Annotated in this window: 22 protein-coding genes; 11 read left to right on the top strand and 11 right to left on the bottom strand. The window is 74.3% G+C overall.

Features of this window, described 5'->3' with window-relative positions; translation table 11 throughout:
- The first annotated feature begins 97 nt into the window (after positions 1-97).
- Entirely contained in the window at positions 98-817 is a 720-nt protein-coding gene (locus IEZ00_RS14905) for a hypothetical protein (protein ID WP_189223803.1), read from the top strand.
- Positions 814-1,188 carry a GntR family transcriptional regulator gene (locus IEZ00_RS14910; RefSeq protein ID WP_189223804.1) on the top strand — a complete coding sequence of 125 codons (375 nt, stop codon included), beginning with the start codon at positions 814-816 and terminating at the stop codon, positions 1,186-1,188. Before IEZ00_RS14905 ends, IEZ00_RS14910 begins: the two co-directional genes overlap by 4 nt.
- Here the strand turns inward: IEZ00_RS14910 and IEZ00_RS14915 are convergent, their stop codons facing one another.
- Entirely contained in the window at positions 1,189-1,881 is a 693-nt protein-coding gene (locus tag IEZ00_RS14915; RefSeq protein ID WP_189223805.1) for a TetR/AcrR family transcriptional regulator, read from the bottom strand.
- 105 nt (positions 1,882-1,986) lie between these two features.
- Between IEZ00_RS14915 and IEZ00_RS14920 the strand changes: the two genes are divergently transcribed.
- The 3 genes from IEZ00_RS14920 to IEZ00_RS14930 are packed head-to-tail and all read left to right on the top strand — an operon-like array spanning position 1,987 to position 5,737.
- Positions 1,987-2,589 (top strand): (2Fe-2S)-binding protein, encoded by a 603-nt coding sequence (locus IEZ00_RS14920; protein ID WP_189223806.1) that lies wholly within the window; start codon positions 1,987-1,989, stop codon positions 2,587-2,589.
- Positions 2,586-3,569 (top strand): FAD binding domain-containing protein, encoded by a 984-nt coding sequence (locus tag IEZ00_RS14925; protein ID WP_189223807.1) that lies wholly within the window; start codon positions 2,586-2,588, stop codon positions 3,567-3,569. The genes IEZ00_RS14920 and IEZ00_RS14925 overlap by 4 nt, the downstream gene beginning before the upstream one ends.
- The gene (locus tag IEZ00_RS14930) at positions 3,566-5,737 is read left to right on the top strand and encodes a xanthine dehydrogenase family protein molybdopterin-binding subunit (RefSeq protein WP_189223808.1); all 2,172 of its coding nucleotides are present in this window, start codon (positions 3,566-3,568) and stop codon (positions 5,735-5,737) included. Before IEZ00_RS14925 ends, IEZ00_RS14930 begins: the two co-directional genes overlap by 4 nt.
- 176 nt (positions 5,738-5,913) lie before the next feature.
- Here the strand turns inward: IEZ00_RS14930 and IEZ00_RS14940 are convergent, their stop codons facing one another.
- From IEZ00_RS14940 to IEZ00_RS14950, 3 genes are read right to left on the bottom strand one after another with little or no spacing between them, the layout of a single operon-like run.
- The gene (locus IEZ00_RS14940; RefSeq protein WP_189223809.1) at positions 5,914-6,603 is read right to left on the bottom strand and encodes a bleomycin resistance protein; all 690 of its coding nucleotides are present in this window, start codon (positions 6,601-6,603) and stop codon (positions 5,914-5,916) included.
- On the bottom strand, positions 6,603-7,052 hold the full coding sequence (locus tag IEZ00_RS14945; protein WP_229795669.1) for a MarR family winged helix-turn-helix transcriptional regulator: 450 nt from the start codon (positions 7,050-7,052) through the stop codon (positions 6,603-6,605). The genes IEZ00_RS14940 and IEZ00_RS14945 overlap by 1 nt, the downstream gene beginning before the upstream one ends.
- A 44-nt stretch (positions 7,053-7,096) precedes the next feature.
- Positions 7,097-8,461: a TrpB-like pyridoxal phosphate-dependent enzyme gene (locus IEZ00_RS14950; protein WP_189223810.1), complete on the bottom strand. Its 1,365-nt coding sequence runs from the start codon at positions 8,459-8,461 to the stop codon at positions 7,097-7,099.
- A 159-nt stretch (positions 8,462-8,620) separates the two neighbouring features.
- Here IEZ00_RS14950 and IEZ00_RS14955 point away from each other — a divergent pair, with 159 nt between their 5' ends.
- A complete protein-coding gene (locus tag IEZ00_RS14955; protein WP_189223811.1) occupies positions 8,621-9,586 on the top strand; it encodes an AraC family transcriptional regulator in 966 nt (321 codons plus the stop codon).
- A gap of 15 nt (positions 9,587-9,601) precedes the next feature.
- On the opposite strand, the gene IEZ00_RS14960 is transcribed toward IEZ00_RS14955, so the two are convergent.
- The 4 genes from IEZ00_RS14960 to IEZ00_RS14975 form a co-directional block, all read right to left on the bottom strand.
- On the bottom strand, positions 9,602-11,017 hold the full coding sequence (locus IEZ00_RS14960; protein ID WP_189223812.1) for an AAA family ATPase: 1,416 nt from the start codon (positions 11,015-11,017) through the stop codon (positions 9,602-9,604).
- A 75-nt stretch (positions 11,018-11,092) separates the two neighbouring features.
- Positions 11,093-12,463 carry an XRE family transcriptional regulator gene (locus IEZ00_RS14965; protein ID WP_189223813.1) on the bottom strand — a complete coding sequence of 457 codons (1,371 nt, stop codon included), beginning with the start codon at positions 12,461-12,463 and terminating at the stop codon, positions 11,093-11,095.
- Between the two features lie 89 nt (positions 12,464-12,552).
- Positions 12,553-15,267 (bottom strand): AfsR/SARP family transcriptional regulator, encoded by a 2,715-nt coding sequence (locus IEZ00_RS37785; protein ID WP_189223814.1) that lies wholly within the window; start codon positions 15,265-15,267, stop codon positions 12,553-12,555.
- A gap of 209 nt (positions 15,268-15,476) precedes the next feature.
- A complete protein-coding gene (locus tag IEZ00_RS14975) occupies positions 15,477-16,019 on the bottom strand; it encodes a GNAT family N-acetyltransferase (protein WP_229795671.1) in 543 nt (180 codons plus the stop codon).
- A 106-nt stretch (positions 16,020-16,125) separates the two neighbouring features.
- Here IEZ00_RS14975 and IEZ00_RS14980 point away from each other — a divergent pair, with 106 nt between their 5' ends.
- The gene (locus IEZ00_RS14980) at positions 16,126-16,782 is read left to right on the top strand and encodes a maleylpyruvate isomerase N-terminal domain-containing protein (RefSeq protein WP_189223815.1); all 657 of its coding nucleotides are present in this window, start codon (positions 16,126-16,128) and stop codon (positions 16,780-16,782) included.
- Positions 16,783-16,803: 21 nt separating this feature from the next.
- Here the strand turns inward: IEZ00_RS14980 and IEZ00_RS14985 are convergent, their stop codons facing one another.
- Positions 16,804-18,282: a SulP family inorganic anion transporter gene (locus IEZ00_RS14985; RefSeq protein WP_189223816.1), complete on the bottom strand. Its 1,479-nt coding sequence runs from the start codon at positions 18,280-18,282 to the stop codon at positions 16,804-16,806.
- A 522-nt stretch (positions 18,283-18,804) separates the two neighbouring features.
- Between IEZ00_RS14985 and IEZ00_RS14990 the strand changes: the two genes are divergently transcribed.
- Together IEZ00_RS14990 and IEZ00_RS14995 are read left to right on the top strand one after the other, a co-directional pair.
- Positions 18,805-19,821: a TerC/Alx family metal homeostasis membrane protein gene (locus tag IEZ00_RS14990; protein WP_189223817.1), complete on the top strand. Its 1,017-nt coding sequence runs from the start codon at positions 18,805-18,807 to the stop codon at positions 19,819-19,821.
- 198 nt (positions 19,822-20,019) lie between these two features.
- A complete protein-coding gene (locus IEZ00_RS14995; RefSeq protein ID WP_306344677.1) occupies positions 20,020-20,718 on the top strand; it encodes a TetR/AcrR family transcriptional regulator in 699 nt (232 codons plus the stop codon).
- A 74-nt stretch (positions 20,719-20,792) separates the two neighbouring features.
- On the opposite strand, the gene IEZ00_RS15000 is transcribed toward IEZ00_RS14995, so the two are convergent.
- A complete protein-coding gene (locus IEZ00_RS15000; protein WP_189223818.1) occupies positions 20,793-21,995 on the bottom strand; it encodes an ROK family protein in 1,203 nt (400 codons plus the stop codon).
- A gap of 26 nt (positions 21,996-22,021) precedes the next feature.
- On the opposite strand from IEZ00_RS15000, the gene IEZ00_RS15005 reads away from it, so the two are divergent.
- Positions 22,022-23,212: an MFS transporter gene (locus IEZ00_RS15005; RefSeq protein WP_189223819.1), complete on the top strand. Its 1,191-nt coding sequence runs from the start codon at positions 22,022-22,024 to the stop codon at positions 23,210-23,212.
- 24 nt (positions 23,213-23,236) lie between these two features.
- Here the strand turns inward: IEZ00_RS15005 and IEZ00_RS15010 are convergent, their stop codons facing one another.
- Positions 23,237-23,998, bottom strand: a complete 762-nt coding sequence (locus IEZ00_RS15010; protein ID WP_189223820.1) for an SDR family oxidoreductase — start codon at positions 23,996-23,998, stop codon at positions 23,237-23,239.
- 99 nt (positions 23,999-24,097) lie between these two features.
- Here IEZ00_RS15010 and IEZ00_RS15015 point away from each other — a divergent pair, with 99 nt between their 5' ends.
- Positions 24,098-24,943: a helix-turn-helix transcriptional regulator gene (locus IEZ00_RS15015; RefSeq protein WP_189223821.1), complete on the top strand. Its 846-nt coding sequence runs from the start codon at positions 24,098-24,100 to the stop codon at positions 24,941-24,943.
- Positions 24,944-24,946: the final 3 nt, after the last annotated feature.

Raw genomic sequence — 24,946 nt, forward strand, 5'->3', positions numbered from 1 at the left:
GGGTTTTCCTGACATATTGGGGACGGTAGCGGGTGCGGCATCACCCGACAAGCACTTGCCGAAGCTTGTACCGTGGACTTGGTACAAGCTTCGGGAGGTGGCTGTGCGCCCGGACAACCTGCTGCTCCCCGGCTTCGCGCTGGGTCTGTTCGGCCTGGCCTTGCTGGTCGCGCTGTGGCCGGGCCCGCGTCAGGGGACACGCCTGCTGCGTCGGTGGGGTGTTGCCCGACCGGACGAGCCGGATGTCGCCGAAGCCGTGCGGTACCTGCGCCGACGACGCTTCTGGTACCCGTGGCTGTTCATGTTCCTGCCCCCGGTCGCCGACGCCGCCCGGCTCACCGAGAGCAGCTCCACCGGGACGTGGACGATCGTGGTCACCGTCCTGCTGGGCAGCCTCCTGGCGGAAGTGCTGGCACAGCGCCCGAGCGGGCGGGGGCGGCGCACCGCAGTGCTGGCCGAGCGGCGCGTGACCGACTTCGCGCCCCGGTGGGCAGTGGCGCTGTACTGGTTGGCCGCGGCGGGCGGCGTGGCGCAGCTGGCCTGGACGGGACAGTGGGTGCGGTTGGCGACGCTGGCCGGGGTCGTCCTCGTCACGTGGTCGACGGTGCTGCTGGCGGTGCGCAGACCCCCCTCTGGCAGCGCCGAGGTGGACAACGCGCTGCGCACCCGCAGCGCACGCGTGTCCACCGGGTTGGGCATCGCGGCGTCGGCTGTGCTGGCCGCACCGAACACCGGGTGGATCACGTGGCTGGCGGGCGCGATCGCCTGCGTCTGGATCGCCAATCCCGGCCCCACCACGAGGGCCGTCTCCGCGTGACACCGCCGAGGATCACCGTCGACCCGGACAGCGGGCTGGCGCCGTGGCGGCAGGTGCACGACCAGATCACCCGCGCGATCACCGCGGGCGCCCTGTCCCCCGGCACCCGGCTGCCACCCATCCGCCAACTGGCCCGTGACCTCGGGCTCGCCCCCGGCACCGTCGCGCGGGTGTACCGGCTGCTGGAGTCCGAGGGGCGGGTGACCACGGCGGGGACCAGGGGCACGGTCGTCTCCGACGCGGTGGTCCCGGCGGACCGCGGCGTCCTGCTGCGGGAGGCGGCCGACCGGTTCGCCCGCGCGGCCCGCGACCTGGGCGCGAGCGACGAGGAGGCGTTGGCCGCGGTGCGCGCCGCTTGGCCGACCTCCTGATCAGCCCAGCTTCCGCAGCAGCTCCAGGAAGATCCCCAGCTCACCCGGTGTCAGCGGGACCTCGCCCTGGCGGGCCACCAGCGTGGCCAGCAGCGTGCGAGCCTGCTCACCCAGCGGGTCGCCCGCAGCGGGCTCCTGGGTGGTGACCGCGGCGAACACCGCGTCGCGCGTGCGATCCGACAGCCCCTCGTTGCCCGGCGCCCCCGGATCGGAGATCAACAGCGAGGTCGTGCCGACGGCGGCGGCGTGGATGGTCCGCGCGGCCTGCTCCGGCAGCACGCGCAGGCGCCCCTGCTCCGCCAGTCGCGCCAGGATCGCCTGCAGGATCTCGTCGCCCTCCTTGGCCGCGGGGTGCCGCGTGGTGCGGCCGGCGCCGAACATCAGACCGTAGAACGCCGGGTGGGCGAGGCCGAACTCCACGTGGTTCTGCCAGCCGCGCCGCAGGTCCTCCATCGGGTCCTCGGACGGCCCGTGGCTGCGCTTGTTCGCCAGGTAGCGGTCGAACCCCTCGGTCGCCACCGCCTCGAACAGCCCCTTCTTGTCGCCGAAGTGGTGGTAGACGGTCGGCGCGGTGACCTCCGCGGCCTGGCACACGTCGCGGATGGAGACCACCTCGGCCCCCAGGCGTTCCAACAGCTCGGCGGTGACGTCGAGGATCAGCTGCCGCGTCGACCTGCGGTTCGTGGAGCTCATGTAACAAGGCTATAAGACGGACCTTGCACTCACTACAGTGGCGTTATATACATGAATCGTTAAGCCAGCGGGTCTAACAACGTTACAGTCGAATCGGAGCGACCGGTGACTGACGATCCCCACCCCACCCGGCGGGCCCACAAGCGCCGGACCGTGCTCAAGGGCAGCGCCGTGGCGGCAGGAGCCGCGGCGGTGCCACCACTGGCCGCGACCGCCTCGGCCGAGGCCGCGATTGCCTCCACTGTGGACATCACGCTGTCGGTCAACGGCCGGGACCACGACATCTCCCTGGAGCCGCGGGTCACCCTGCTCGACGCCCTGCGCGACCGGCTCGGGCTGACCGGCGCCAAGAAGGGCTGCGACCGCGGCGAGTGCGGCGCGTGCACGGTGCTGGTCGACGGTGAGCGCATCAAGTCCTGCACGACCCTCGCGGTGATGCGGCAGGGCAGCCGGATCACCACCGTGGAAGGCTTGGCCGACGGCGACCGGCTGCACCCGGTCCAGCAAGCCTTCATCCGCCACGACGCCTTCCAGTGCGGCGGCTGCACCTCCGGGCAGATCATGTCCGCGGTGGCCTGCATCCAGGAGGGGCACGCGGGTTCCGAAGCCGAGATCCGCGACTGGATGAGCGGCAACCTGTGCCGCTGCGCCTGCTACCAGAACATCGTCGCCGCGGTCGGCGACGCGGCGCGGGAGATGCGCCGATGAGGGCCTTCGGCTACACCGTCGCGAAGGACCCCGCCGACGCGGTCCGGCTGGTCACCACCACGCCGGGAGCCACCTTCATCGCGGGCGGGACCGACCTGCTCAACCTGATGAAGGACGGCGCCCAGGCGCACGACCACCTGGTGGACCTCAACCGGCTGGACATGGCCGAGGTGCGGGCGCAGGGCGCGGGCGTGCGCATCGGCGCGCTGGCCAGGATGCGGCACGTCGCCGAGCACCGCCGGGTCCGCGAGGGCTTCCCCGTGCTGGCGCAGGCGCTGCTGGCCTCGGCGTCGCCGCAGCTGCGCAACATGGCCGCGATCGGCGGGAACCTGCTGCAGCGCACCCGGTGCGGCTACTTCCGCGACAGCGGTTCGGCGTGCAACAAGCGGGAGCCCGGCAGCGGGTGCCCGGCGCTGGAGGGCTACAGCCGGGGCCACGCCATCCTCGGCGGCAGCGACCACTGCATCGCCACCCACCCCTCCGACCTCGCCGTGGCGCTGCTGGCCCTGGACGCCTCCGTGCACGTGCTCGGCCCGGACGGCGCGCGGCGCATCCCGATCGCCGACTTCCACCTGCTGCCGGGCAGCACCCCGGAGCGGGAGAACGCGCTGCGCCGGGGCGAGCTGATCACGCACGTCGAGGTGCCGGACAGCCACGCCGCCGCGCACTCGCGCTACCTGAAGCTGCGCGACCGGGCCACCTTCGAGTTCGCGGTGGTGTCCGTGGCGGCGGCGCTGGAGCTGCGCGGCGGCGTGGTGCGCGACGTGCGGTTGGCCTTCGGCGGCGTCGCCACCAAGCCGTGGCGCTCCGCCGAGGCCGAAGCGGCCCTGCGCGGCAAACCGCTGACCGCCGCCAACGTGGCCGAGGCGGGTCGGGCGCTGGTGCGCGGAGCCGCTCCCCGGCCCGACAACGCGTTCAAGGTGGAACTGGTCCAGCGCGCCATGGCCGGCGTGCTCGCCGAGCTGGGAGGCCCGCGATGAGCGAACTGGTCGGACGCGCCGTGGACCGGGTCGACGGCCGCGCCAAGGTCACCGGCGGGGCGCGCTACGCCGCGGACAACCCCGTCCCCGGCGCGCTGCAGGGGTTCCTGGTCGGCAGCACCATCGCCCGTGGGGAGATCACCGGGATCGACACGAGCGCGGCGCGGGCGCACCCCGGCGTGGTCGCCGTCTACACCCACCGCGACATGCCGCGGCTGACGGCGCCGCCGTTCCCCTACCTCAAGGGCTTCATCCCCCTGCAGGACACCAGGATCCACCACAGCGGGCAGCCGGTGGCCCTGGTGCTGGCCGAGACGGTGGAGCAGGCGCACGAGGCCGCCGCCCTGGTCGAGGTCAGCTACCGCGCCGAACAGCCGAAGGCGGTGATCGAAGATGCGCTCGACGAGGTCTACCTGCCCGCGCCGTTCCGCGACCGGCCCAACGAGATCGTGCGCGGCGCGGGCGAAGCCGCGCTGGCCGGGGCGGAGGTGCGCTTCGAGGCCGACTACTCCAGCCCCACCCACCACCACAACCCGATCGAACCACATGCCACCACGGCTGTCTGGGAGGGCGACCGGCTGACGCTGCACGAGACCGCCCAGGGCGTCAACCTCACCAGGGGCACGGTGGCCGCCGCCCTGGGGCTGCCGCCGCAGAACGTGCGGGTGATCTCCCCGTACCTGGGCGGCGGCTTCGGCGCGAAGGGCCCGCTGTGGCCGCACACCATCCTCACCGCGGCGGCCGCCCGGCTGGTGGGCAGGCCGGTGAAGCTGGTGCTCAGCCGGGCGCAGATGTTCACCTCCAACGGCCACCGCGCGCAGTTCCGCCAGAACCTGCGGCTGGGCGCGACCAGGCGCGGCGTGCTGACCGCGATCGTGGACACCAGCACCGCGCAGCTGTCCCGCACCGACGAGGCGATCTTCAACAGGAGCGACTCCGCCCACCTCCTCTACGCCTGCCCCAACGTCCACATCAGACATCGGGGTGTGCGGTTGGACGTGGCCACCTCCAGCTACATGCGCTCCCCCGAGACGACGGCGCACTTCGGCCTGGAGACCGCGCTGGACGAGCTGAGCTACGAACTCGGCCTGGACCCGCTGGAGCTGCGGCTGCGCAACTACACCGAGGTCAACCCGGAGACCGGGCAGCGCTACACCGGCAAGCACCTCGACGCCTGCTACCGGATGGCCGCGGAGGCGTTCGGCTGGGCACGCCGCAACCCCAGGCCGGGCAGCACCAAGGACGGCGAGGAGTACGTCGGCTGGGGCATGGCCACCGAGACCCACTCGCACGGCGCCATGCCCGCCACCGCGGCGGTGAGCGTCGACGCGGAGGGGCGGGTGCTGCTGCGCATCGCCACCCAGGACATCGGCACCGGCACCTACACCGTGATCAGCCAGGTCGCCGCGGACGCGCTCGGGATGCCGCTGGACCGCATCACCGCGCGGATCGGCGACACCGCGCTGCCCGAGGCGGGCCTTTCGGCGGCCTCGGCGACGGTCGCCAGCGTCACCGGCCCGGTGCACCGCGCGGCCACCGCGGTCCGCGACGCCGTGGTGGCCAAGGCCGTGGCGGACCGCCGCTCACCGCTGTTCGGCCTGTCCCCGGAGCGGGTCGTCACCGAGCACGGCCACCTGTTCGCCGCGGACGACCGCCGCCGCCGGGACAGCTACCGGGACGTGGTCGCGCGCGGCGGGCAACCCGTCGAGGCCACCGGCAGCGTGCCGAACACACCGGGCCACAGCTTCGGCGCGGTGTTCCTGGAGGTCCGCGTGCACGCCCGGTACGGCTCGGTGCGCGTGACCAGGGTGGTGACCGCGCACGACCTGGGCCGGGTGCTCAACCGCCGCACCGCGCGGGGGCAGGTGATCGGCGGGGTGAACTGGGGCATCGGGTACGCGCTGATGGAGCACACGGTGCTGGACCGCCGGACGGCGCGGGTGGTCAACCCCTCCCTGTCGTCCTACCTGGTGCCGGTGTGCGCGGACGCGCCGAGCGTGGAGACGCTGTTCGTGGACCGGCCGGACCCCGGCAGCACGGCGCTGGGGGCCAAGGGGTTCGGCGAGACCCCGATCACCGGTGTCCCGGCCGCCATCGGCAACGCCGTCTTCCACGCCACCGGCCGCCGCGTCCGCGATCTGCCCATCACCCAGGACAAGCTGCTCTGACGCCGCGGTTGTGCGCTTGACGACCGCCCCTGCGGGATCACCCGCGGGGGCGGCGCGGCGCGTGGTCGAGGAGGGTCTCGGCGGCCGCGCGGGCGTGGCGGCCGTAGTCGGGGTCGTTGAGGACCATCGCGCGGCTCACGGCGCCGTCGGCGAGGGTGACCGGGTCGCGCGTGGCTTCAGGGCTGGAGCTCGGCGACAGCGGCCAGGGTGGCGGCCAGACTGGTGCGGTCGGCGGGGGTGAGCGGGATCGCGCGCAGCTCGGCGAGCACGGCCGTCGCGCGGGCCGGGTCCTCCAGGGTGAGGGCCAGTTCGGCGCGGTAGGCCAGTGCCTCCACCCGCTCCACCGCGCTCGCGTCGGCGACCCGCCGCAGGGCTCCGTCGAGGATCTTGGCGGCCTGCGCCGGGTCACCGCGGCTGTCGGCCAGCACGACGGCGTTCTCCAGCGCCTCGGCCAGCTTCCCGATCGCGGGAGGGGTGCCGGTCCCCGCCACCGGGAAGATCCGTATCCAGTTCCCGCCGGGGTCGACCACGCTGAAGCCGGACAGGCCGCCCACGTTCTTGCGTGGTCGCGGGCGGGTCATCCTCGGGATGCCCGACAGCGGAACGCGACCGTAGGCCGCGCGCAGCCCTTCGGCGAAAGCGCGGTGCAGCGCCGCGGTGTCGGGCACCTGCACGACGCAACTGCCGTAGGACTGCGCCGGGTCGAAGCCGGGCATCCCGAAGAAGTGCAGCTCCACGTCCTCGCGACGCATCGCGAGGTACGGGTTGGGCTTGGTCTGCCGGTAGGTGCGGGTGAACCCCAGCGCCGAGTAGAACTCCAGCACCTCGTCGATCGAGGCGCAGGGCAGCAGCGGGATGACGGCCATCAGCGCTCCAGCAGGTCGGCGAGGTCGCGCAGGGTGCCGCACGCCGCGCGCAGGTCGTCCAGCGGGACGCGGTCGGCGGTCTCGTTGGCCCACGCCGCTTGCGCGCGCTCGACCCGCCGCAGCGCGGAACGGCCGCGCGGGGTCAGCACCAGCAGCCGGGCGCGGCGGTCGGCGGGGTTGTCCCGGAACTCCGCCATGCCCTCGCGGACCAGGCCCACCGCCGTCTGCCGCACGGCCTGCCGGGTCAGCCCCATGGTCCGGGCCACCGCGGCCACCGTGCACGGCCCGTGGTCGACCACGCCGAGCACCTGCCAGCGCGCGCTGGTCAGGCCGGCGGGCGCGGCCAGCCGGTCCCCCGCGGCCAACAGCAGACCGTTGACCCGGAAGACCTCGACCAGCAGCTCGGTGAACTCCGCTCCACGAGCGGTCAGCGCGACCACGTGGCGCATACTGCCCGCTTTGACAAGTACTTGTCAAAGCGGGCCGACTCCGATCAGCCGCGTCCGGGGCGGGGCAGCGCGGCCAGCGCGGCCGCCACGCCCGCCCGGTCGTAGGGCGCGTCGTGCAGCGCGCCGGACAGGTGCGCCTCGTAGGCCGACAGGTCGAAGTGGCCGAAGCCGGACAGCCCGAACAGGATCGTCTCCGCGCGACCTTCCTCCTTGCAGCGCAACGCCTCCCGGATGGCGGCCTCGACGGCGTGGGCGGACTCCGGGGCGGGCACCAGGCCCTCGGCGCGGGCGAACGCCACGCCCGCGGCGAAGCAGGCGGACTGCTCCAGCGCGACCGCCTCCACCAGCCCCGCCTCCACCGCGGCGCTGACCAGCGGTGCCATCCCGTGGTAGCGCAGGCCGCCCGCGTGCAGCGGTGGCGGCACGTAGGAGTGCCCCAGGGTGTGCATCCGCAGCAGCGGGGTCAGCCCGGCGGCGTCGCCGAAGTCCAGCGCCAGCCTGCCCCTGCTCAGGGTCGGGCACGCCGCGGGCTCGGCCGCGACCACGCGCACCCTCGGCCCGCCCGCGAACCCGGCGCCCAGGAACGGGAAGGCCAGCCCGCCCAGGTTGCTGCCGCCGCCCGCGCACCCGACCACCACGTCCGGGTAGTCGTCGGCCAGCGCCATCTGCGCGATGGCCTCCTGCCCGATCACCGTCTGGTGCAGCAGCACGTGGTTGAGCACGCTGCCCGGCGCGTAGTTGGTCAGCGGGTCGGCCATCGCCAGCTCCACCGCCTCGGAGACCGCGATGCCCAGGCTGCCCGCGCAGTCGGGGTCTTCGGCCAGCACCCGCCTGCCCGCCTCGGTCTCCTCGCTGGGGCTGGCCACGCACCGCCCGCCGTAGGTCTGCATCAGCAGCCTGCGGTGGGGCTTCTGGTGGTAGCTGACCTTGACCATGTAGACCTGCACCTGCAGGTCGAACAGCGCGCCCGCGAACGACAGCGACGAGCCCCACTGGCCCGCGCCGGTCTCGGTGGCCAGCCGCCGCGCCCCCGCCTCCTTGTTGTAGTGAGCCTGCGCGACGGCGGTGTTCGGCTTGTGGCTGCCGACCGGACTGACGCCCTCGTACTTGTAGTAGAGGCGGGCCGGGGTGTCCAGGGAGCGCTCCAGCCCGCGCGCCCGGAACAGCGGCGAGGGCCGCCACAGCGCGTACAGCCGCCGCACCGGTTCGGGGATCTCCACCTCGCGCTCACCGGTCAGCTCCTGCTCGGCCAGCGCGCGGGGCATGATCGGCACCAGGTCCTCGACGGTCACCGGCCGCCCGGTGCCGGGGTGCAGGTGCGACGGCGCGTCCGCCAGGTCGGCGCGCAGGTTGTACCAGGTGGTGGGGATGTCGTCCTCGGCGAGCAGGTACTTGGTGCGCTCGGTCATTCAGCCCTCCGGTGGTGGGTCGGACGCGCTACGCAGCGTCACAAGCGGTGCCCCGTTCCGGCTAGCCCGGTGAACGCACGGGTGGGCGGGCGTTGTCCGGAATGCGAAAGCGGTGCTGCCCGGTAGCTTGTGATCCACGCGCCACAGGTGGGGGGTGCCATGACCAGCACGCGGGCCGTGTCGGACTTCGAGACCACCGATCCCGAGGCCGGGCACGCCTTCCTCACCACCGCGTACGGGACGGGGATGCGCATCCGCTGGCGCAGCCGCGCGGGCTGGCGGTTGCGCCACCAGCGCGTGGACGCCGGGGCGTTCCGCCTGGAGTCGACGTCCCAGTCGACGCACCTGGTCCTCACCGTGGACCCGCAGCGCGCCCACGTCGTCTGCCGGAGCACCACCTCGCGGCTGGTCCGCCGCTGCGGCGCGGACGAGGGCAGGCACGGACCAGGGGAGGTGTTCCTGGCCAACCGCGCCGGGTCGCCGCACACCGCGCGGTGGCTGCCCGGCGGCCTGGAGGTGTGCGTGCTGGACCCGGACCTGCTGGCCGGGGTGGCCGCCACCGCTCCGGCACGCCACCCGGCGCCCCTGCGCTTCACGCGCTTCGAACCGGTCACCCCGGCCGGTGCGCGGTTGTGGTCCTCCGCCCGGCGCTACGTGGCCGGGCTGCTGGCCGACCCGGCCACGGCGGCCCAACCCCTGCTCGTGGCCAACGCCGCCCACCTGCTGGCCACGGTCACCCTGGCCGTCTTCCCCAACACCGCGCTCACCGACCCCACGGCCCAGGAGCGCCGGGACGCCACTCCCACTGCGTTGCGCCGCGCGGTGGCGTTCATCGAGGACAACGCCGCGCGGGACATCGACGTGGCCGCCATCGCCGCGGCGGCCAACGTCGGCATCCGGGCGGTGCAGCTGGCGTTCCGCAGGCACCTGGGCACCACGCCGACGGCCTACCTGAGGCGCGTGCGGCTCGACCTGGCGCACCGCGAGCTGCTGAGCACCGATCCGCGCGACGGCACGGTGTCCGCCATCGCCGCGCGGTGGGGGTTCGCCAGCCACAGCCGGTTCACCGCGCACTACCGCGCGGCGTACGGGGTGCCGCCCAGCCGCACCCTGGCCCTCAGGTGAGCCGACGCGCCCCGCTCAGCCCAGCTTGCCGCCGAGCAGGGCGCCGGTCAGCGACCGCCGCTCGTCGGTCATCGACCGCGTCAGCTCGAGCAGCTCGTCACCCACCACCGGCGTCCCGTCGCCACCCGCGCGCACCGCCTCCAGCACGGCCCGGCGCAGCAGCTCCTTGATGAACGACGCCGTCACGCCCTCGGTCGCCTCCACCACCGGGGCCAGGTCGGCGCGCAGGTCGACGCCGCGGCCGTAGAGCCGCAGCAGCCGCAGCCTGCCGTCGGCATCCGGGCGCGGCACCTCCACCGCCAGGTCCACCCGGCCCGGTCGGTCGGCCAACGCGCCCTCCAGCTCGTCGGCCCGGTTGGTGGTGAGCACGAAGGTCACGTCCGCGTCGGCGCCCACCCCGTCCATCGCGTCGAGCAGGGCGAACAGCAGGGGGTTGCCGCCGTGGGACCGCGCGCGGTCCATGGCTACCAGGTCGACGTCCTCGACCACCAGCATCGACGGCTGCAACCGCCGGGCCAGCGCCACGGCCTGGTTGATCAGCCGCATGGCGGGGCCGGTCAGCAGGATCACCGCGCACCCCGGCAGCCTGCTCATCAGGTACCGCACGGTGTGCGTCTTGCCGGTTCCGGGCGGACCGTGCAGCAGCAGGCCCCGCTTGAGGTGCTGCCCTGCCGCCCGCAGCCGCTCCGCGTGCTCGGCGACGCCCACCACGTGGTGCTCGATCGACTCCAGCACGCCCTCCGGCAGCACCACGTCGTCGGGCCCCAGCACGGGGCGCGGCAGGAAGGTGAGCAGCTCGTTGCCCCGGTGCTCGCTCACCCCGAAGGCCAGCACCTGGCCGCGGAACGCGTCGTGCAGGCGCATCAGCCGCTCGATCTCGGTGCCGACCGCGCGAGCGGTGGCCCGGTCCGCGGCGATGACCTCCAGCCTGCACGCGGGCGCCCCGTACTCGTTGTAGCCCTGCACACCGACCAGCACCGGTGTGCCGTCCGGCGCGCGGGTGGGCGCCATCCCGAGCTGGACCACCTCGACGCTCTCGTCCGGTCCGACCGCCGCGGTGGCGTAGTCGGCCGCGCCCAGGCCGTGCGTCCGCTGGTAGCGGGCGGCGACGATCATGCCCACCAGGTCCTCGCGACCGCGCTGCTGGCCGCTGAGCCCGAACCACTCCGCCTCGGGCGTGTGGGCGGCGAGGTAGGCGTTCACCCCGCGTTGCAGGTTGACGTGCTCCCAGACCTCGAACTTGCTGACCACCGACAGCACCTCGGTGATATCGCAGCCCAGGTGCCCGCACACCTTGGCGACCAGCGGCGCGGCGACGCCGTCCTGGTCGACGATGGCAGCGGCCTGTTCCACCAACCCGCGCAGGCTCGCGGCCAGCGCCCTGGCATCCGCCGCGGTGAGTCCCGCGGCGCCTTCCCCCGATTCAGTCATCCGGCCCATCCTCGCGCACCCTGCGGCACGCCGTCCGCAATACGGCGAAGGACGCCGGAAGCGGTGAGCCCAGCGCTACGAGGAACGCCTCGGCCGACCCGCGCCCACGCACTCCGGGCGCACCGCGCGGCCGTGCGCGCGTCGCCGCGCCTCGCTCACCTGGTCGGTCCGCTCCTCCTCCGCGACCAGCTGCTGGGCGAAGACCCGCAGCAGGTCGTGCATCGCGTAGCGGTCGCCTTCGGCGGCTTCCAGCAGGCAGGCGTCCACCAGCTCCTCCAGCGCGTCCGCCGCCGGCCCGGTGTCCACGCCCGCCAGCGCGGCGGCCAGCTCGACGTCCACGTTCCGGGTGGGCGCGAGGCCGAGCCCGCGGAACACCAGCGCGGCGTCGGGGTCGAGCCGCCGGTAGGAGGACGCGAACTGCTCGGCCAACCGCAGATCGCCCGCGGTCAGCGCGGTCAGCCTGCGGCGGGGGTCACGCAGCCGGTCCGCCAGGTGCGCGATCGACCAGCGCGGCCTGCTGACCAGGCGGTTGCCCGCGATGCGCACGGCCAGCGGCAGGTGGCCGCACAGCCGCACCACCTCGACGGCCGCCTCGGGTTCGGCGGCGACCCGCTCGCCGCCCGCGATCGACCGCAGCAGCTCCAGCGCGGCATCCTCGGGCAGTGCGCCCAACCCGATCCGGGTGACCCGCTCCAGCCCGGCCAGCGTCCGCCTGCTGGTGAGCAGCACCAGGCGACCGGCCCCGGCCGCCAGCACCGGGCGGACCTGCGCCTCGTCGGCCACGTCGTCCAGCACCAGCAGCAGCCGCCTGCCGCGCAACGCCGAGCGGACCAGGTCGACCCGGTCCTCCGGGTGCGCGGGCAGCTCCGCGCCCAGCACCCGCAGCACCCGGTCCAACACCTCGTTCGGCGAGGTCGGGCGCTCGGTGGAGCCTGCCATGTCGACCAGCAGCCCGCCGTCGGGGAACCGGGTCTGGACCAGGTGCCCGGCCTGGACCGCGGTGCTGGTCTTGCCCGCGCCGGGCGGACCGTGCAGCACGGCCGTGTCGGCGGCGGTGCGGCCCAGCCCGGTCAGCACCGCCAGCTCCGCCTCGCGGCCCGCGAAGTCGGCGGTCGGCATCGGCAGGGACGGGGCCACGCCCCCCGCTCGCGGCCTGCTCCTGGCCGCCACCCGGCCCTCCCTGGTCGCGCGCAGGAACTCCGCGCGCTCGTCGCCGCGCAGGCCCAGCGCGCTGGCCAGCGCCTCCCCCGTGCGCCGCTGCGGCCAGCGCGCCCGACCGCCCTCCACGTCGCTGATCGCCCGGACGCTGACCCCGGACAGCTCGCTGAGCTGCTCCTGGGTCAGCCCGGCCCGCCTGCGGTAGGTGCTCAGCAGCGACCCCAGAGCGGGTCCGGGGGTGTCGGCGCGCGCCACGTCCATCCACACCAAGGCGTTCTCCCTCGCCATCCGGTACGAGTGGCCCGCGCGAACCCCCAGCGCCGCGCGGTCGGGCCCGACGCTAGGCAACCGAAGTGCGTGATTTGTGAACGACGCCTTCACCGCAGGTGGGCCAGCTTGGCCCGCAACCCCTCCACGCGCGGCAGCTCCAGCTCCTCGAACGTCACCAGCGCCGCCCGCCACCGCTCGGCGGCCCGTTCGGGCCTGCCCGCCGCCGCCTCGGCGTCGCCCAGCCGCTCCCCCGTGTCGGCTGCGGCGTAGCGCACGCCCAGCCGCAGGTACGCCTGGAGGGCCAGCTCGTAGCTGTGCACCGCCTCCTCCACCCGGCCCAGGTGGAACAGCGCGTGCCCGATGCTGTCGCGCAGATCGGCCAGACCGTACTCGTCGCCGGTCCCCGTCATCAGCGCCAAGCCCTCCTGGCAGTGCTCCAACGCCTCGTCGTAGCGGCCGAGCAGGCTCAGGCACCAGCCCACGGCGTTGAGCGCGCGGGCGGTGCGCACCACGTCGGACCCCGAGCGCTGCGCCGCCAGCGTCTTGCGGGCGTGGGCCAGGGCGTGGTCGTAGTCGCCGGTGGACTCGTAGAGCCAGCTGGTGAACCGGTGCACGTCGGCCAGCAGCCGCTGCTCGGCGACCCCGTCGAGCACGGTCAGCGCCAGCTCGCCGTGCTCGCACGCCACCTCGACCCGACCCAGGTCGGCCTCGGCCCTGGCCAGGCCGACCAGCCCGTGGCCCTCGCCGAGCCGGTCGCCCGCGCGGCGGGCCGCCTCGATGGCCACCTCGCTGGCCACCACCAGGTCGTGCCAGTGCCCGGCCCGGTCCAGGTGGTGCGCCAGCGCCCAGCCCAGCCGCCACGCGATGCCGTCCTCGCCCCGCTCGAACGCCAGCGCCTGGGCGGCCAGCAGCACCACCCGCTCGGCGGCCAGCCAGCCCACCGCGCGGTCGGCGTCGGCGAAGGCGGTCGGCCGCGCGGTCGGCGGGGGCGGGTCCAGCGGGATGGGCACCCGGTCCGGGGACATCGCCATGGCCGCCGCGACGGCGGTGTGCAGGTAGTGCCCGAGCACGCCGGTGATCGCGGCGTCGCGCTCGCCGGGGGTGTCGTGGGTGTGGGTCAGCTCGGTGGCGTAGACGCGCAGCAAGTCGTGCAGGGCGTAGCGGCCGGGGGTGTGCTCGTCGAGCAGGTGGACGCCGGTCAGCTCGGTCAGCAGCCGCCGGGCGCGGGCCGGGGACGCACCCAGCAGCGCGGCGGCCGCGGCGACGCCGATGTCAGCGCCGGGGGCCAGCGGCAGCAGCCGGAACAGCCGGGCCGCGTCGGTGCTGAGCGCGTCGTAGGACCAGGAGAACACCGCGCGCACGTCCAGCGTGACGTCCCCCGCCGACAGCGCGTCCAAGCCCTCGCGGGCGTCGGCCAGGTCCTCCGCCAGCGCGGCGAGGGCGAAGGTGGGCCGGGTGGCGGCGCGGGCGGCGACCACCGCCAGCGCCAGCGGCAGCCGGGCGCACGCCGCGATGATCGTGTCCACCGCGGCCTCCTCGGCCTCGACCCGCCGCGCACCCAGCCGCCGGGCCAGCAGCTGCCGGGCCGAGGCGGGGTCGAGCACGTCCAGCCGGACCGGACGGGCGTTGTGCGTGGCCACCAGACCCGCCAGGTCGTCGCGGCTGGTCACCACGGCCAGGCAGCCCGCGCCGGGCAGCAGCGGCCGCACCTGTTCGGCGTCGCGCGCGTTGTCCAGCAGCACCAGCACCCGGCGACCGTCGAGCAGGCTGCGCAGCAGCGCCGAGCGCCCCTGCTCGCCCTCGGGCACGTCCCCCGGCCGCACGCCCAGGGCGTGCAGGAACTCGCGCAGCTGCACGGCGGGCTTCACCGCGGGCTCGCCGGGGTGGTAGCCCCGCAGGTTGGCGTAGAGCAGGCCGTCGGGGAAGCGGTCCGCGACCCGGTGCGCCAAGCGCACCGCGAAGGTGGTCTTGCCGACGCCCGCCATCCCGGTGACGGCGATCAGCCGCTCGCCGTCGGCGATGGCCCGTTCCACCGCCTCCGACTGCTCCCGCCTGCCCACGAAGGCGTCGAGCGGGCGGGGCAGCTGGGCGGGCCGCACCGAGAGCGGGGCCGGTCCCAGCACGCTCCGGTGCGCCGCCCGCAGCACCTCCCCCGGATCGAGCCCCAGTTCCTCGGCCAGCCGGGCGCGCAGCGCCTCGTAGACCTCGATCGCCTCGGCCTGCGCCCCGGAGGCGGCCAGCGCCAGCATCAGGTCCGCGTGCAACGCCTCGTCCAGCGGGTGCTCGCGCGCGGCCGACCGCAGCGCGGGCAGCACGACCTGCGCCTCGCCGAGGTCCGCTGCCAGCGCGGCGGCCCGCCGCGCCGCGACCACCCGCTCGTGCTCGACGGCCACGAACTGCGGGCCCGAGCGGACCTCCCCGGTGATCCCCGCGGCCACCGGCCCCTGCCACAGCTCCAGCGCCTCGACCAGCAGCGCGAGCGCTTCGCGCGGCTCCCGCCCGCCCGCTCGGCGCACCAGTTCGCGAAACCGCAGCAGGTCCAGGCTGTCCGCGTCGACCACGGGCTGGTAGCCGCCCGCCACCGGCAGCAGCCAACGCCCCGTGGCGCGGCGCGGCAGGTCCGGCTCGATCAGCCTGCGCAGCGCGCCGACGTAGCGGTGCACCACGTTGGCCGCGCTGGTGGGCGGGTCGACCGGCCACAGCGCGTCGACGAGGTGGGACAGCGGCACCGGCCTGCCCCCGCCCGTCAGCAGGAGGGCGAGCACCGCCTGCTGCTGCGGCGGTCCCAGGGCCAGCTCCGCCCCGTCCGCCCAGCCCCGCAAGGGTCCGAGGACCGACCAGCGAACACCTCTCCGGATCAGGGCATCTCCCCATCAGCGCGTGCTCGGCCCGGCACGGCGGCGGGCTTGGCGTCTTGCTGCGGCAGGACTCGCACTCTACTGATACAGCGCGTCGCCGGTGAGGACCACGGGCGCGGAAGGGGAACGTGATCGGTTCCACCCGGTCGGCACACCCCGCGCGGCCGACGCGGTCAGTCCAACGGGTACTCCATCGACACGCCCGGCAGCACGACGCCGTCGGGCAGGGGCACACCGGTGCGGCGCACCTCGCGGAAGCCGAAGGCCCGGTAGAGCGGCTCGCCGGGCAGGGTCGCCATCAGCACCAGTGCGCGGAACCCCTCGGCCTTGGCCGCCCGCGCGCACGAGGACAGGATCGCGCGTCCCAGGCCGAGGCGTGCCCAGTCGCCGCGCACGAACATCGCCCGCACGCGCGCGGGCTCGGTGGCGGGGTCGAGCAGGCGGTCGTCGGTCGGCTGGGCGCCGGAACCGGTGTAGAGCTTGTCCCGCCTGCTCCAGCCGCCGCACGCGACGATCTGCCCGTCGGCCTCGTGGACGAAGTACGTGCCGTCGTCGATGAGCACCACGTCGGGCACGGTCAGGTGCACCGCCGCGCTGGCCGTCTCCCGCTCGCCGTGGAAGGCCGGGAACAGCTCGAGCACCGACCTGCGCATCAGCGCCTCGATCTGCGGCACGTCGGATCGCAGCGCCTTGCGCTGCACGGCTGGCACGCTCACCGGGTCCTCCCCCACGTCCCGACGATCATCCCACTGATCCGGACCGCCGCCAGTGCTCGTCCGCCAGTGCTTGTCCGCCACCGCGGACCCGCCCTACCTTGCCGGTGTGGACCTCTTCTCGCGCTCATGGGCGGCGTTGCGGGCAGCGGTGGCCGACCTGCCCGACGAGCACTTCGCGCGACCGTCCGGCTGCGCGGGCTGGCTCGTCCGGGACCTGGTGTGCCACCTGGTCATCGACGCGCAGGACGTCCTGATCACCCTGGTGACCCCCGCCGAGGGGGAACCGACCAGGGACGCGATCACCTACTGGCAGGTCACCGCGACGCCGCCGAGCGGCGACGACCCGCTCGACGCGCTGGTCGTCCGGCTGGCCGCCGCCTACGAGCAGCCGTGGCTGCTGAAGTTCCACCTCGACGACGTCGGCTCCGCCGCAGGCCGGGCCGCCGGGCTGGCCGATCCCGAGGCCCGCGTCAGCACGCGCGGACAGGTCATCACCGCGGGTGACTACCTGTCCGCGTACGTCCTGGAGTGGACGCTGCACCACCTCGACCTCGTCGCGCACCTGCCCGACGCGGCGCGACCGCCCGCCGACGGCCTCGCCCGCTCGCGCGGGATGCTGGAGCGGATCGCCGCGGCCGCGTTCCCCCGGTCGTTCTCCGACGAGGACGCGCTGCTGATCGGCACCGGTCGCAAGGCCCCGACCCCCGCGCAGCGGGCCGGGCTGGGCGAGCTGGCCGCGAAGCTCCCGCTGGTCCTGGGCTGATCGCGGGCCCGCGCCGGGGCTTCAGTGGCTGCCGCTGAGCTCCCCGCTCAGCGCGCCGTGGAGCTCGGCGCTGCGCCGGTTGAGGCCGGTGATCCGGACGGTCTTGCCGCGTGCGGCGTACTTGCCGGTGATCGCGTCCAGTGCCGCGACCGAGGACGCGTCCCAGATGTGCGCCGCGCCGAGGTCGACGATGACCTCTGCGGGGTCGTTGGCGTAGTCGAACCGGTGCACGATGTCGTTGCTGGAGGCGAAGAACAACTCCCCCTTGACGACGTAGACGACCCTGGTGCCGTCCGGGTCGAGCACGGCTTCCACGGTGGCCGTGCCCGCGACGCGGCGGGCGAAGATGACCACGGCGGTCAGACTGCCGAGCACGACGCCGATGGCGAGGTTGTCGGTGGCCACGACCGCCGCCACGGTCACCACCATCACCGCGATCTCCCCGGCGGGCATCCGCTTGAGCGTCGACGGTGCCACGGAGTGCCAGTCGAAGGTGCCCACCGAGACCAGCACCATGACCGCGACCAGCGCGGCCATCGGGATGTCCGAGACCAGCGGGCCGAAGACCACGCACAGCACCATCAGGAACGCGCCCGCCAGGAACGTCGACAGGCGCGTGCGCGCCCCGTTCTTCACGTTGATCATCGTCTGGCCGATCATGGCGCAGCCGCCCATGCCGCCGAACAGGCCGGTCACCACGTTGGCCACGCCCTGGCCGATGGACTCCCGCGTCTTGTTGGAGCGGGTGTCGGTGAGGTCGTCGACCAGCTTCGCGGTCATCAGCGACTCCATCAGCCCCACCAGCGCCAGCGCCACCGCGTACGGCGCGATGGTCTTGAGCGTGTCGAGCGTGAACGGCACGTCGGGCAGCCCCGGCGTGGGCAGCGCCGACGGCAGCTCGCCCCGGTCGCCGACCGTGGGCACGGCGATGCCCGCCCCGATGGTCAGCGCGGTCAGCGCGACGATGGACACCAGCGGCGCGGGCACCGCCTTCGTCAGGCGCGGGAACAGCACCATCAGCGTCAACGCCCCCGCGACCAGCGGGTAGACCGGCCACGGCACGTCCACCAGCTCGGGCACCTGGGCCAGGAAGATCAGGATGGCCAGCGAGTTGACGAACCCCACCATCACCGAGCGCGGCACGAACCGCATCAGCCCGGCCACGCCCAGCGCGCCCAGCGCGATCTGGACCAGACCGCCCAGGATGACCGCGGCCACCAGGTGACCCAGGCCGTGCTCGCGCACCAGCGGCGCCACGACCAGGGCGACCGCGCCGGTGGCGGCGGAGATCATCGCCGGGCGACCGCCGACGACCGAGATGACCACGGCCATGGTGAAGGAGGCGAACAGCCCGACGCTGGGGTCGACCCCGGCGATGACGGAGAACGAGATGGCCTCCGGGATCAGCGCCAGCGCCACCAGCAGCCCTGCCAGGACTTCGGTGCGCAGCACCTTCGGGGTGAGCCAGGCCGGTCGGGCCTTCGGTGCGGAGAGGTTCACAGCGACCTTGTCGTGCTCGGACGCGCCCCAGCGGCGGGACGCGCGGGAAGAAGCGGCGCCGGAGGCGCTCGCGGGGGCCACCGCCGAAGCGGCGCGAGGAGGGGGTTCCCGCTACGGCGGGCAGGACCGGGAGCGAGGCGGGCTCGTGCGCACGCGTCGTCTCCTGTCCGTGAAGGGGTTCGTGGTGGGGACGACGTCGTCCCGCCGACGGCGTGCAACTCTACCCCCATCCCGCCGCGGTGATCCCGTGGTGAGGTCGGGATGTGGCGAGCGCAACGACCGCGCAGGCGGCTCCGATCCGGCATCGCGGTGACCCCGCCGACGGCGGTGCACCCGATCGGCGGGCACACCGCCGTTGACGGGGCATTTACTCCGTGCGAGCGCTGTTCGATACTGAACGCCGAGGGGAGTACTTCCGAAGCGTCCACCCGGTCAGTACGGGCATCCCGGCGGTGTCCCCGGGGGACCACCCCGGCGGGGTGAAGGAGACCTCGAACCACTCCGGTGTTCGAGGAGGCCCCGATGCTCGTACCGGCCGCGGCCGATGCCGCGGGATCGCTGGGATCGGCGCACTTGTGGCTGGTCAGCATCGCCGTGCTGGTGGCGCTGCTGATCGCCGACTTCGCGATCACCCATCGCCCGCACGAGGTCTCGGCACGCGAGGCGGTGGGGTGGTCGGTGTTCTACCTCGCGCTGCCGGTGGTGTTCGCGATCTGGTTGTGGAGCGCCTTCGGGAGCGGCCCGGCGGTGGAGTTCATGACCGGGTTCGTGGTGGAGAAGTCCCTGTCGGTGGACAACCTGTTCGTGTTCATGCTGCTGCTCGGCGCTTTCTCCGTGCCCACCGAGGTCCGGCAGCGCGTCCTGCTCTACGGCATCGTCGGCGCGTTGGTGCTGCGCGGCGTGTTCATCGCGGTGGGCGCGGCCATGCTGGCGGCCGGGACGTGGGCCTTCCTGGTGTTCGGCCTGGTGCTGTTCGTCTCCGCAGTGAAGCTCCTGCGCGACGCGTTCACCGGGGGCGAGGTCGAGCGGGACGTCTCCCGGATGCGGTCGGTCCGGCTGCTGCGCAAGCTGATGCCGGTCACCGGGGACTACCGGGGCGCCCGCCTGACCGTGCGCGAGCGCGGTCACCGCGCCCTCACGCCGCTGGCGGTCGTGGTGGTGGCCGTGTTCGCCACCGACGTGGTGTTCGCCATCGACTCGGTGCCCGCCGTCTACGGCATCACCGACGACCCCTACCTGGTGTTCGCCACGAACGCCTTCGCCCTGCTCGGCCTGCGCGCCCTGTACTTCGTGCTGCACTCCGCGCTGGCCAAGCTCGTCCACCTCAACCACGGGCTCGCGGTCATCCTCGCCTTCATCGGGGCGAAGCTGGCGCTGCACTGGGCGCACGGCATCTGGCCGGGGGTCCCGGAGATCCCCACCCCGGTCTCGCTGGCCGTGATCATCGGCACCCTCGCCGTCGTCACCGCGACCAGCCTGCGCTCCCGACGACGTTCCGGGACCTCCGCGGCCCGGAAGACCACCGCACCACAGGACTGACCATGCTCTTCGAATGGCTGCTCGACGCGCTGATCGACATCGTCACCACGGTCCTCGTCCTCGCCGCGCTGGTGATCACCTGCGCCTCGCTGCACCCGCCCCGGTCGCCGCGCTGAGCGCCACCGCCACCCGGCGATCAACGGCGATACCACCAACGTTGGCAACGGTGATAGCAACACCGCCCTTATCCTGAGCCGCGTGGTGGAGGCGAAGCCCGAGAGGCACCGGACGCGGACGAGCATCGTGGAGGTCGCCGCGCGGCTGCTGCGCGAGCGGGGCGCGCAGGCGGTCACCACGCGCGCGGTCGCGCAGGCGGCCGGGATGCAGGCGCCGACCATCTACCGGTTCTTCGAGGACAAGGACGCGCTGCTGGACGCCGTCGCCGAGCACGTCTTCGCCACCTACGTCGCCAAGAAGGCGGTCGCCGAGGACGGCGACCCGGTGGCGGACCTGCGCGCCGGGTGGCGGGTCCACATCGACTTCGGCCTGGCCAACGCGGCGTTGTTCGGCCTGCTCACCGACCCCGCTCGCACAGGCCGCTCACCGGCTGCGACGGCCGGGCTGGAGGTGCTGCGCGCACGGGTGCGCCGCGTCGCGGCGGCCGGGCGGCTCCGGGTCGCCGAACAGCGCGCCGTCGAACTGCTCCACGCCGCGGGCACCGGCACCGTGCTCACCCTGCTCGCCCTGCCGCCGCAGGAGCGCGATCCCGGCCTCGCCGACGCGATGTACGAGGCGGTGACGCGCTCGATCCTCACCGACCCGCCCCCGCTGCCCCCTGGCGGCCCGGCCGCACCCGCCGCGTTGCGCGCCGCGGCGGCGGAGCTGCCGATGCTCACCGCGGCCGAGCGCGCCCTGCTGTCGGAGTGGCTGGACCGGGAGGGCGGAACTCCGGGCTGACCTCGGCCCTGTCCTCCGCGCTCGCGCGGCGCGTGCGACTTCCCGAAGTCCACCACCGGCCGCGCGGTCGCCCGCTACCGGCCCAGCGTCCCCAGCGGGTCGTCCAGGACCGGCTGCCAGGCCAGTTCGGCCGCGCCGACCAGGCTGCCGTCCTCCAACTCGGCGGCCACCAGCGGAACGCTGCCGCTGCGGCCCCACAGGCTCCAGTCGGCCACCACCGCGGGCAGCCGCCTCGGCGCGGCCCGCAGCAACCCGCCGTGCAGCCCGCCGAGCAGGACGCGGTCCGGGTTGAGCACGTTGACCAGCCCCGCCAGGCCGATGCCCAGCCGGTCCACCACCGCGCTCGTGGCGGCCCGCACCGCCAAGTCGGCGTTCTCCCGGTCCAGCAGCGCCAGCGCCTGCTCCAGCGGCGACCGGTCGGGGTCGGGCTCCCGGCCCGCCGCCGCCAGCAGCGCCAACGGGTCGGTCTCCACGTCCAGGCAGCCCCGGCCGCCGCAGTGGCAGGGCCGCCCGCGCGGGTTGACCGTCAGGTGGCCGACCTCCATCGCCAGCCCCGCCCCACCCCGGTAGAGCCTGCCGTCGACCACCAGCGCGCCGCCGACGCCGCGGTGGCCGGTGGCCACGACCAGCAGGTGCCGGGCACCGCGGCCGGCGCCGTGACGGTGCTCGGCCAGCGCGGTGAGGTTGATGTCGTTGGCCACCGCGGCCGCTCCCGGCAGGCCCGCGCGGGCGATCTCCGCGGCCATGGTCTCGCGCACCGGAGCGCCGGTCGGCCACGCCACGTGCAGTGGGTTGAGCGCGGTCCCGTCGGGCTCCGCGACCGCCGACGGGACGGCCAGGCCCGCGCCCGCGCAGCGGCGCCCGCTGTCGCGCAGCAGCGCCAGTCCCGCCTCCACGGCCGCCCGGATGACCCGGTCCGGTTCGGCGGGTACGACCACCCGGTCCGCCGTCCGGGCCACCACGCGCCCGCCCAGGCCCACCAGCGCCACCTGGTACCCGTCCACGTGCACCTGCGCGGCCAGCACCACCGGCCCACCGGGGTGCACCGCGATCCGGTGCGAGGGTCTGCCCGCCCCCTCCGAGGCCCCTGGTCGCGCGTCGACCTCGATCAGCCCCAGCGCCTCCAGCTCCGCCACCACCGCACCCGCCGTGGTGCGGGTGACGCCGAGTTCCGCGGTCAGCGCGGACCTGGTGCGCACCTGCCCGGTGTGCACCAGCGCCAGCGCGCGGCCGAGCACCGCGTGGCCGCGCTTCCCCTTCTGCCCGCTACCGGTCATCGCCCTACACTCGGTTTGTGACGCCGATGGACAAATTATCCACGACCACGAAAACGGAGGCTTCCCCGGCCCTGGTGCGGCTGCGCGTCGCCACCACCGTCTTCTTCGCCCTCGGGGGCTTCGTCTTCGCGGGCTGGGCGGTCCGCATCCCCGCGATCAAGGACCAGGTCGCCGCGACGCCGGGCACGCTGGGCCTGGCGCTGTTCGCGATGACCGGCTCCGCGGTGGCCACCATGGCCGTCACCGGCAGGCTCTGCGAGCGCTTCGGCAGCAGGCGGGTCGCGGTCGTGGCGAGCGCCCTGCTCGCGCTCAGCGCCGTGCCGCCCACGCTCACCCGCTCCGCCCTCGCCCTCGGTCTGGCGCTGCTGCTGTTCGGCGTCGCCTACGGCGCGATCGACGTGGCCATCAACAGCGTGGCGGTCGACCTGGTGGCCGCGCTGCGCAGGCCGGTCATGCCCAGCCTGCACGCCGCGAACAGCCTCGGCAGCCTGGCGGGCGCTGGGCTGGGCGGCGTGCTGGCCGGGCACCTGTCCCCCACCGGGCACATGCTGCTGATGGTGCCGGTGGTGCTGGCCGCCACCGCGGTGGGCGGGTGGTTCCTGCTGACCCGACCGCTGCCCGCCGCGCACCACGAGCAGGCCCCGGTCGACCGGCCCCGCCGCCTGCTGCCGCGCGCGGGCACGGCCCTGCCGCTGTTCGCGCTGATCGCCCTGTGCGCCGCGTACAGCCAGGGCGCGCTGGACAACTGGGTGCCGCTGCACATCACCGACGACCTGGGTGGCGGCCAAGGCGTCGCGGCGGCGGGCTACGCGATCGTGCAGGGCACGATGACCATCGGCAGGCTCTCCGGCGTGGCGCTGCTGGAACGCCTCGGCCAGACCAGGGTGGTGGTCGTCGGCGGCGCCGTGGCGTCGGCGGGCGCCCTGGTGGCCGCGCTGGCGCCGGACCTGGGGGTGGTGTTGGTGGCGCTCGCCGCGACCGGCCTCGGCCTGGCCAACATCTTCCCGGTGGCCATCGCGCGGGCGGGCGCTCTTGGCGGGCCCAACGGGGTCGCCTTCGCCTCCACCCTCGGCTACGGGGGCATCCTGCTGGCACCTCCGACAATCGGTTTCCTGGCGAACGGCTTCGGTCTTCCGCTGGCCTTCACGCTCATCGCCGTGATGGTCGGCGCCGCGACCGTGACCGGCTACGCGGTGCGGAATTCCGCAGCGCGCTGAACGCACTTCGCCGCACGGCCTGCGCTACCGCCCGTGCGGGTCGGCCGCGTTGAGCGTGGCCACGACCTGGTCGTAGTCGCCGCGGGCCTCGCCGTAGCGCAGGAACTTCACGTTCTCCACCTGGATCTCCTTGGCGTCCGGCTGCGCTTCGAAGAGCGAGATCACCTCGTCGGCGAACTCGTCGAGCGGCATGGCGAACTCGCTGTCCTGCTGGCCGGGCAGCAGCGCGGTGCGCACCGAGGGCGGCTCCAGCTCGATGACCTGCACCGACGTGTCCGCCAGCTGCAGCCGCAGCGACTCGCTGAGCATGTGGATGGCCGCCTTGCTCGCGTTGTAGCTCGGCGTGGCCTTCAACGGCGCGAACGCCAGGCCCGAGGACACGGTCACGATGGTGGCCCGCGGGCGCGTCCGCAGGTGCTCGACGAACGCGGCCACCAACCGGATGGGGCCGAGCAGGTTCGTGGTCACGACCTCCTCGGCGGATGCCAGGAAGCCGTCGGCGTGGTGCCAGTCCTCGACGCGCATGATGCCCGCCATCGCGATGACCACGTTGAGGTCGGGGTGCGCCCGCAGCACCTCGGCGGCCGCGGCGCGGATGCTCTCCGCGTCGGCGGTGTCGATGGACACGGTGTCGAACCCGTGCTCGGCGGCGAGCCGCCGGAGCAGTTCGGTGCGGCGGCCGCCGATGATGACGGTGTTGCCCCTGGCCCGCAGCCGCTGGGCGAGCGCGAGGCCGATGCCGCTGGTGGCGCCGGGGATGAAGATGGTGTTTCCGCTGATGTCCATGCTCACAGCGTGGGCTCGCGGCGGGACCGGCGGGAGAGAGCGCTCATCGGGGGATCGGCGATCCCTGGTTCGCACGGCTCGGACCGGGATACTGGGGGCGTGGATCGCGTGGAGCTGGCGGCGTTCCTGCGCAGCCGCCGGGAGCAGTTGCGCCCAGAGGACGTGGGGCTGCCCGCCGGGGCGCGCCGACGCGCGAGCGGCCTGCGCCGGGAGGAGGTCGCGGCGCTGGCGGCGATGTCGACCGACTACTACACGCGGCTGGAGCAGCAGCGCGGCCCGCAGCCCAGCGAGCAGATGCTGGCCGCGCTGGCCCGCGCCCTGCGCCTGACCGACGCCGAGCGCGACTACCTGTTCCGGGTCGCGGGCCGCAACGCTCCCGCCGCCGTGGTCGCGGCGACGCACGTGGCGCCCGCGCTGCACCGCGTGCTCGACCGGCTGTCGGACACACCCGCGCTGATCCTGTCCAACCTGGGCGAGGTGCTGGTGCAGAACCGCATGGCGGAAGCCCTCTACGGCGACCGGTCCCACCTCACCGGCTGGGCGCGCAGCGACATCTACCGCTGGTTCACCGACCCGGCCGAGCGCCTGATCTACCCCGAGGGCGACCGCGACCGGCAGAGCCGCGCCATGGTGGCCAACCTCCGCGCCGCCCACGGTTCGATGGGCCCTCGGTCCCGCGCGGGCGAGCTGGTGCGGCTGCTGCGCGGGGCCAGCCCGGAGTTCGCGCGGCTGTGGGAACGCCACGAGGTCGCCAAGCGCTTCGAGGACCACAAGGTCCTCGTGCACCCCCAGCTGGGGGAGATCGAGGTGGACTGCCAGGTGCTGTTCACCGAGGACCAGGCGCAGATGCTGCTCGTGCTCACGGCCGCGCCCCGCACGGAGGCGGCCGAGAAGCTGCAACTGCTCGGCGTGCTGGGTCACCAGCGGTTCGACACCGTCCGGTAGGGC

The sequence above is a fragment of the Saccharothrix coeruleofusca genome (assembly GCF_014648515.1).
GTDB lineage: Bacteria > Actinomycetota > Actinomycetes > Mycobacteriales > Pseudonocardiaceae > Actinosynnema > Actinosynnema coeruleofuscum.

Bases quoted from the DNA above. Each gene is read 5' to 3' on its own strand.
- IEZ00_RS14915 (WP_189223805.1), bottom strand. From the start codon at position 1,881: ATGAGCTCCACGAACCGCAGGTCGACGCGGCAGCTGATCCTCGACGTC.
- IEZ00_RS14925 (WP_189223807.1), top strand. From the start codon at position 2,586: ATGAGGGCCTTCGGCTACACCGTCGCGAAGGACCCCGCCGACGCGGTC.
- IEZ00_RS14930 (WP_189223808.1), top strand. From the start codon at position 3,566: ATGAGCGAACTGGTCGGACGCGCCGTGGACCGGGTCGACGGCCGCGCC.
- IEZ00_RS14940 (WP_189223809.1), bottom strand. From the start codon at position 6,603: ATGGCCGTCATCCCGCTGCTGCCCTGCGCCTCGATCGACGAGGTGCTG.
- IEZ00_RS14945 (WP_229795669.1), bottom strand. From the start codon at position 7,052: ATGCGCCACGTGGTCGCGCTGACCGCTCGTGGAGCGGAGTTCACCGAG.
- IEZ00_RS14950 (WP_189223810.1), bottom strand. From the start codon at position 8,461: ATGACCGAGCGCACCAAGTACCTGCTCGCCGAGGACGACATCCCCACC.
- IEZ00_RS14955 (WP_189223811.1), top strand. From the start codon at position 8,621: ATGACCAGCACGCGGGCCGTGTCGGACTTCGAGACCACCGATCCCGAG.
- IEZ00_RS14960 (WP_189223812.1), bottom strand. From the start codon at position 11,017: ATGACTGAATCGGGGGAAGGCGCCGCGGGACTCACCGCGGCGGATGCC.
- IEZ00_RS14965 (WP_189223813.1), bottom strand. From the start codon at position 12,463: ATGGCGAGGGAGAACGCCTTGGTGTGGATGGACGTGGCGCGCGCCGAC.
- IEZ00_RS14990 (WP_189223817.1), top strand. From the start codon at position 18,805: ATGCTCGTACCGGCCGCGGCCGATGCCGCGGGATCGCTGGGATCGGCG.
- IEZ00_RS15000 (WP_189223818.1), bottom strand. From the start codon at position 21,995: ATGACCGGTAGCGGGCAGAAGGGGAAGCGCGGCCACGCGGTGCTCGGC.
- IEZ00_RS15005 (WP_189223819.1), top strand. From the start codon at position 22,022: ATGGACAAATTATCCACGACCACGAAAACGGAGGCTTCCCCGGCCCTG.
- IEZ00_RS15010 (WP_189223820.1), bottom strand. From the start codon at position 23,998: ATGGACATCAGCGGAAACACCATCTTCATCCCCGGCGCCACCAGCGGC.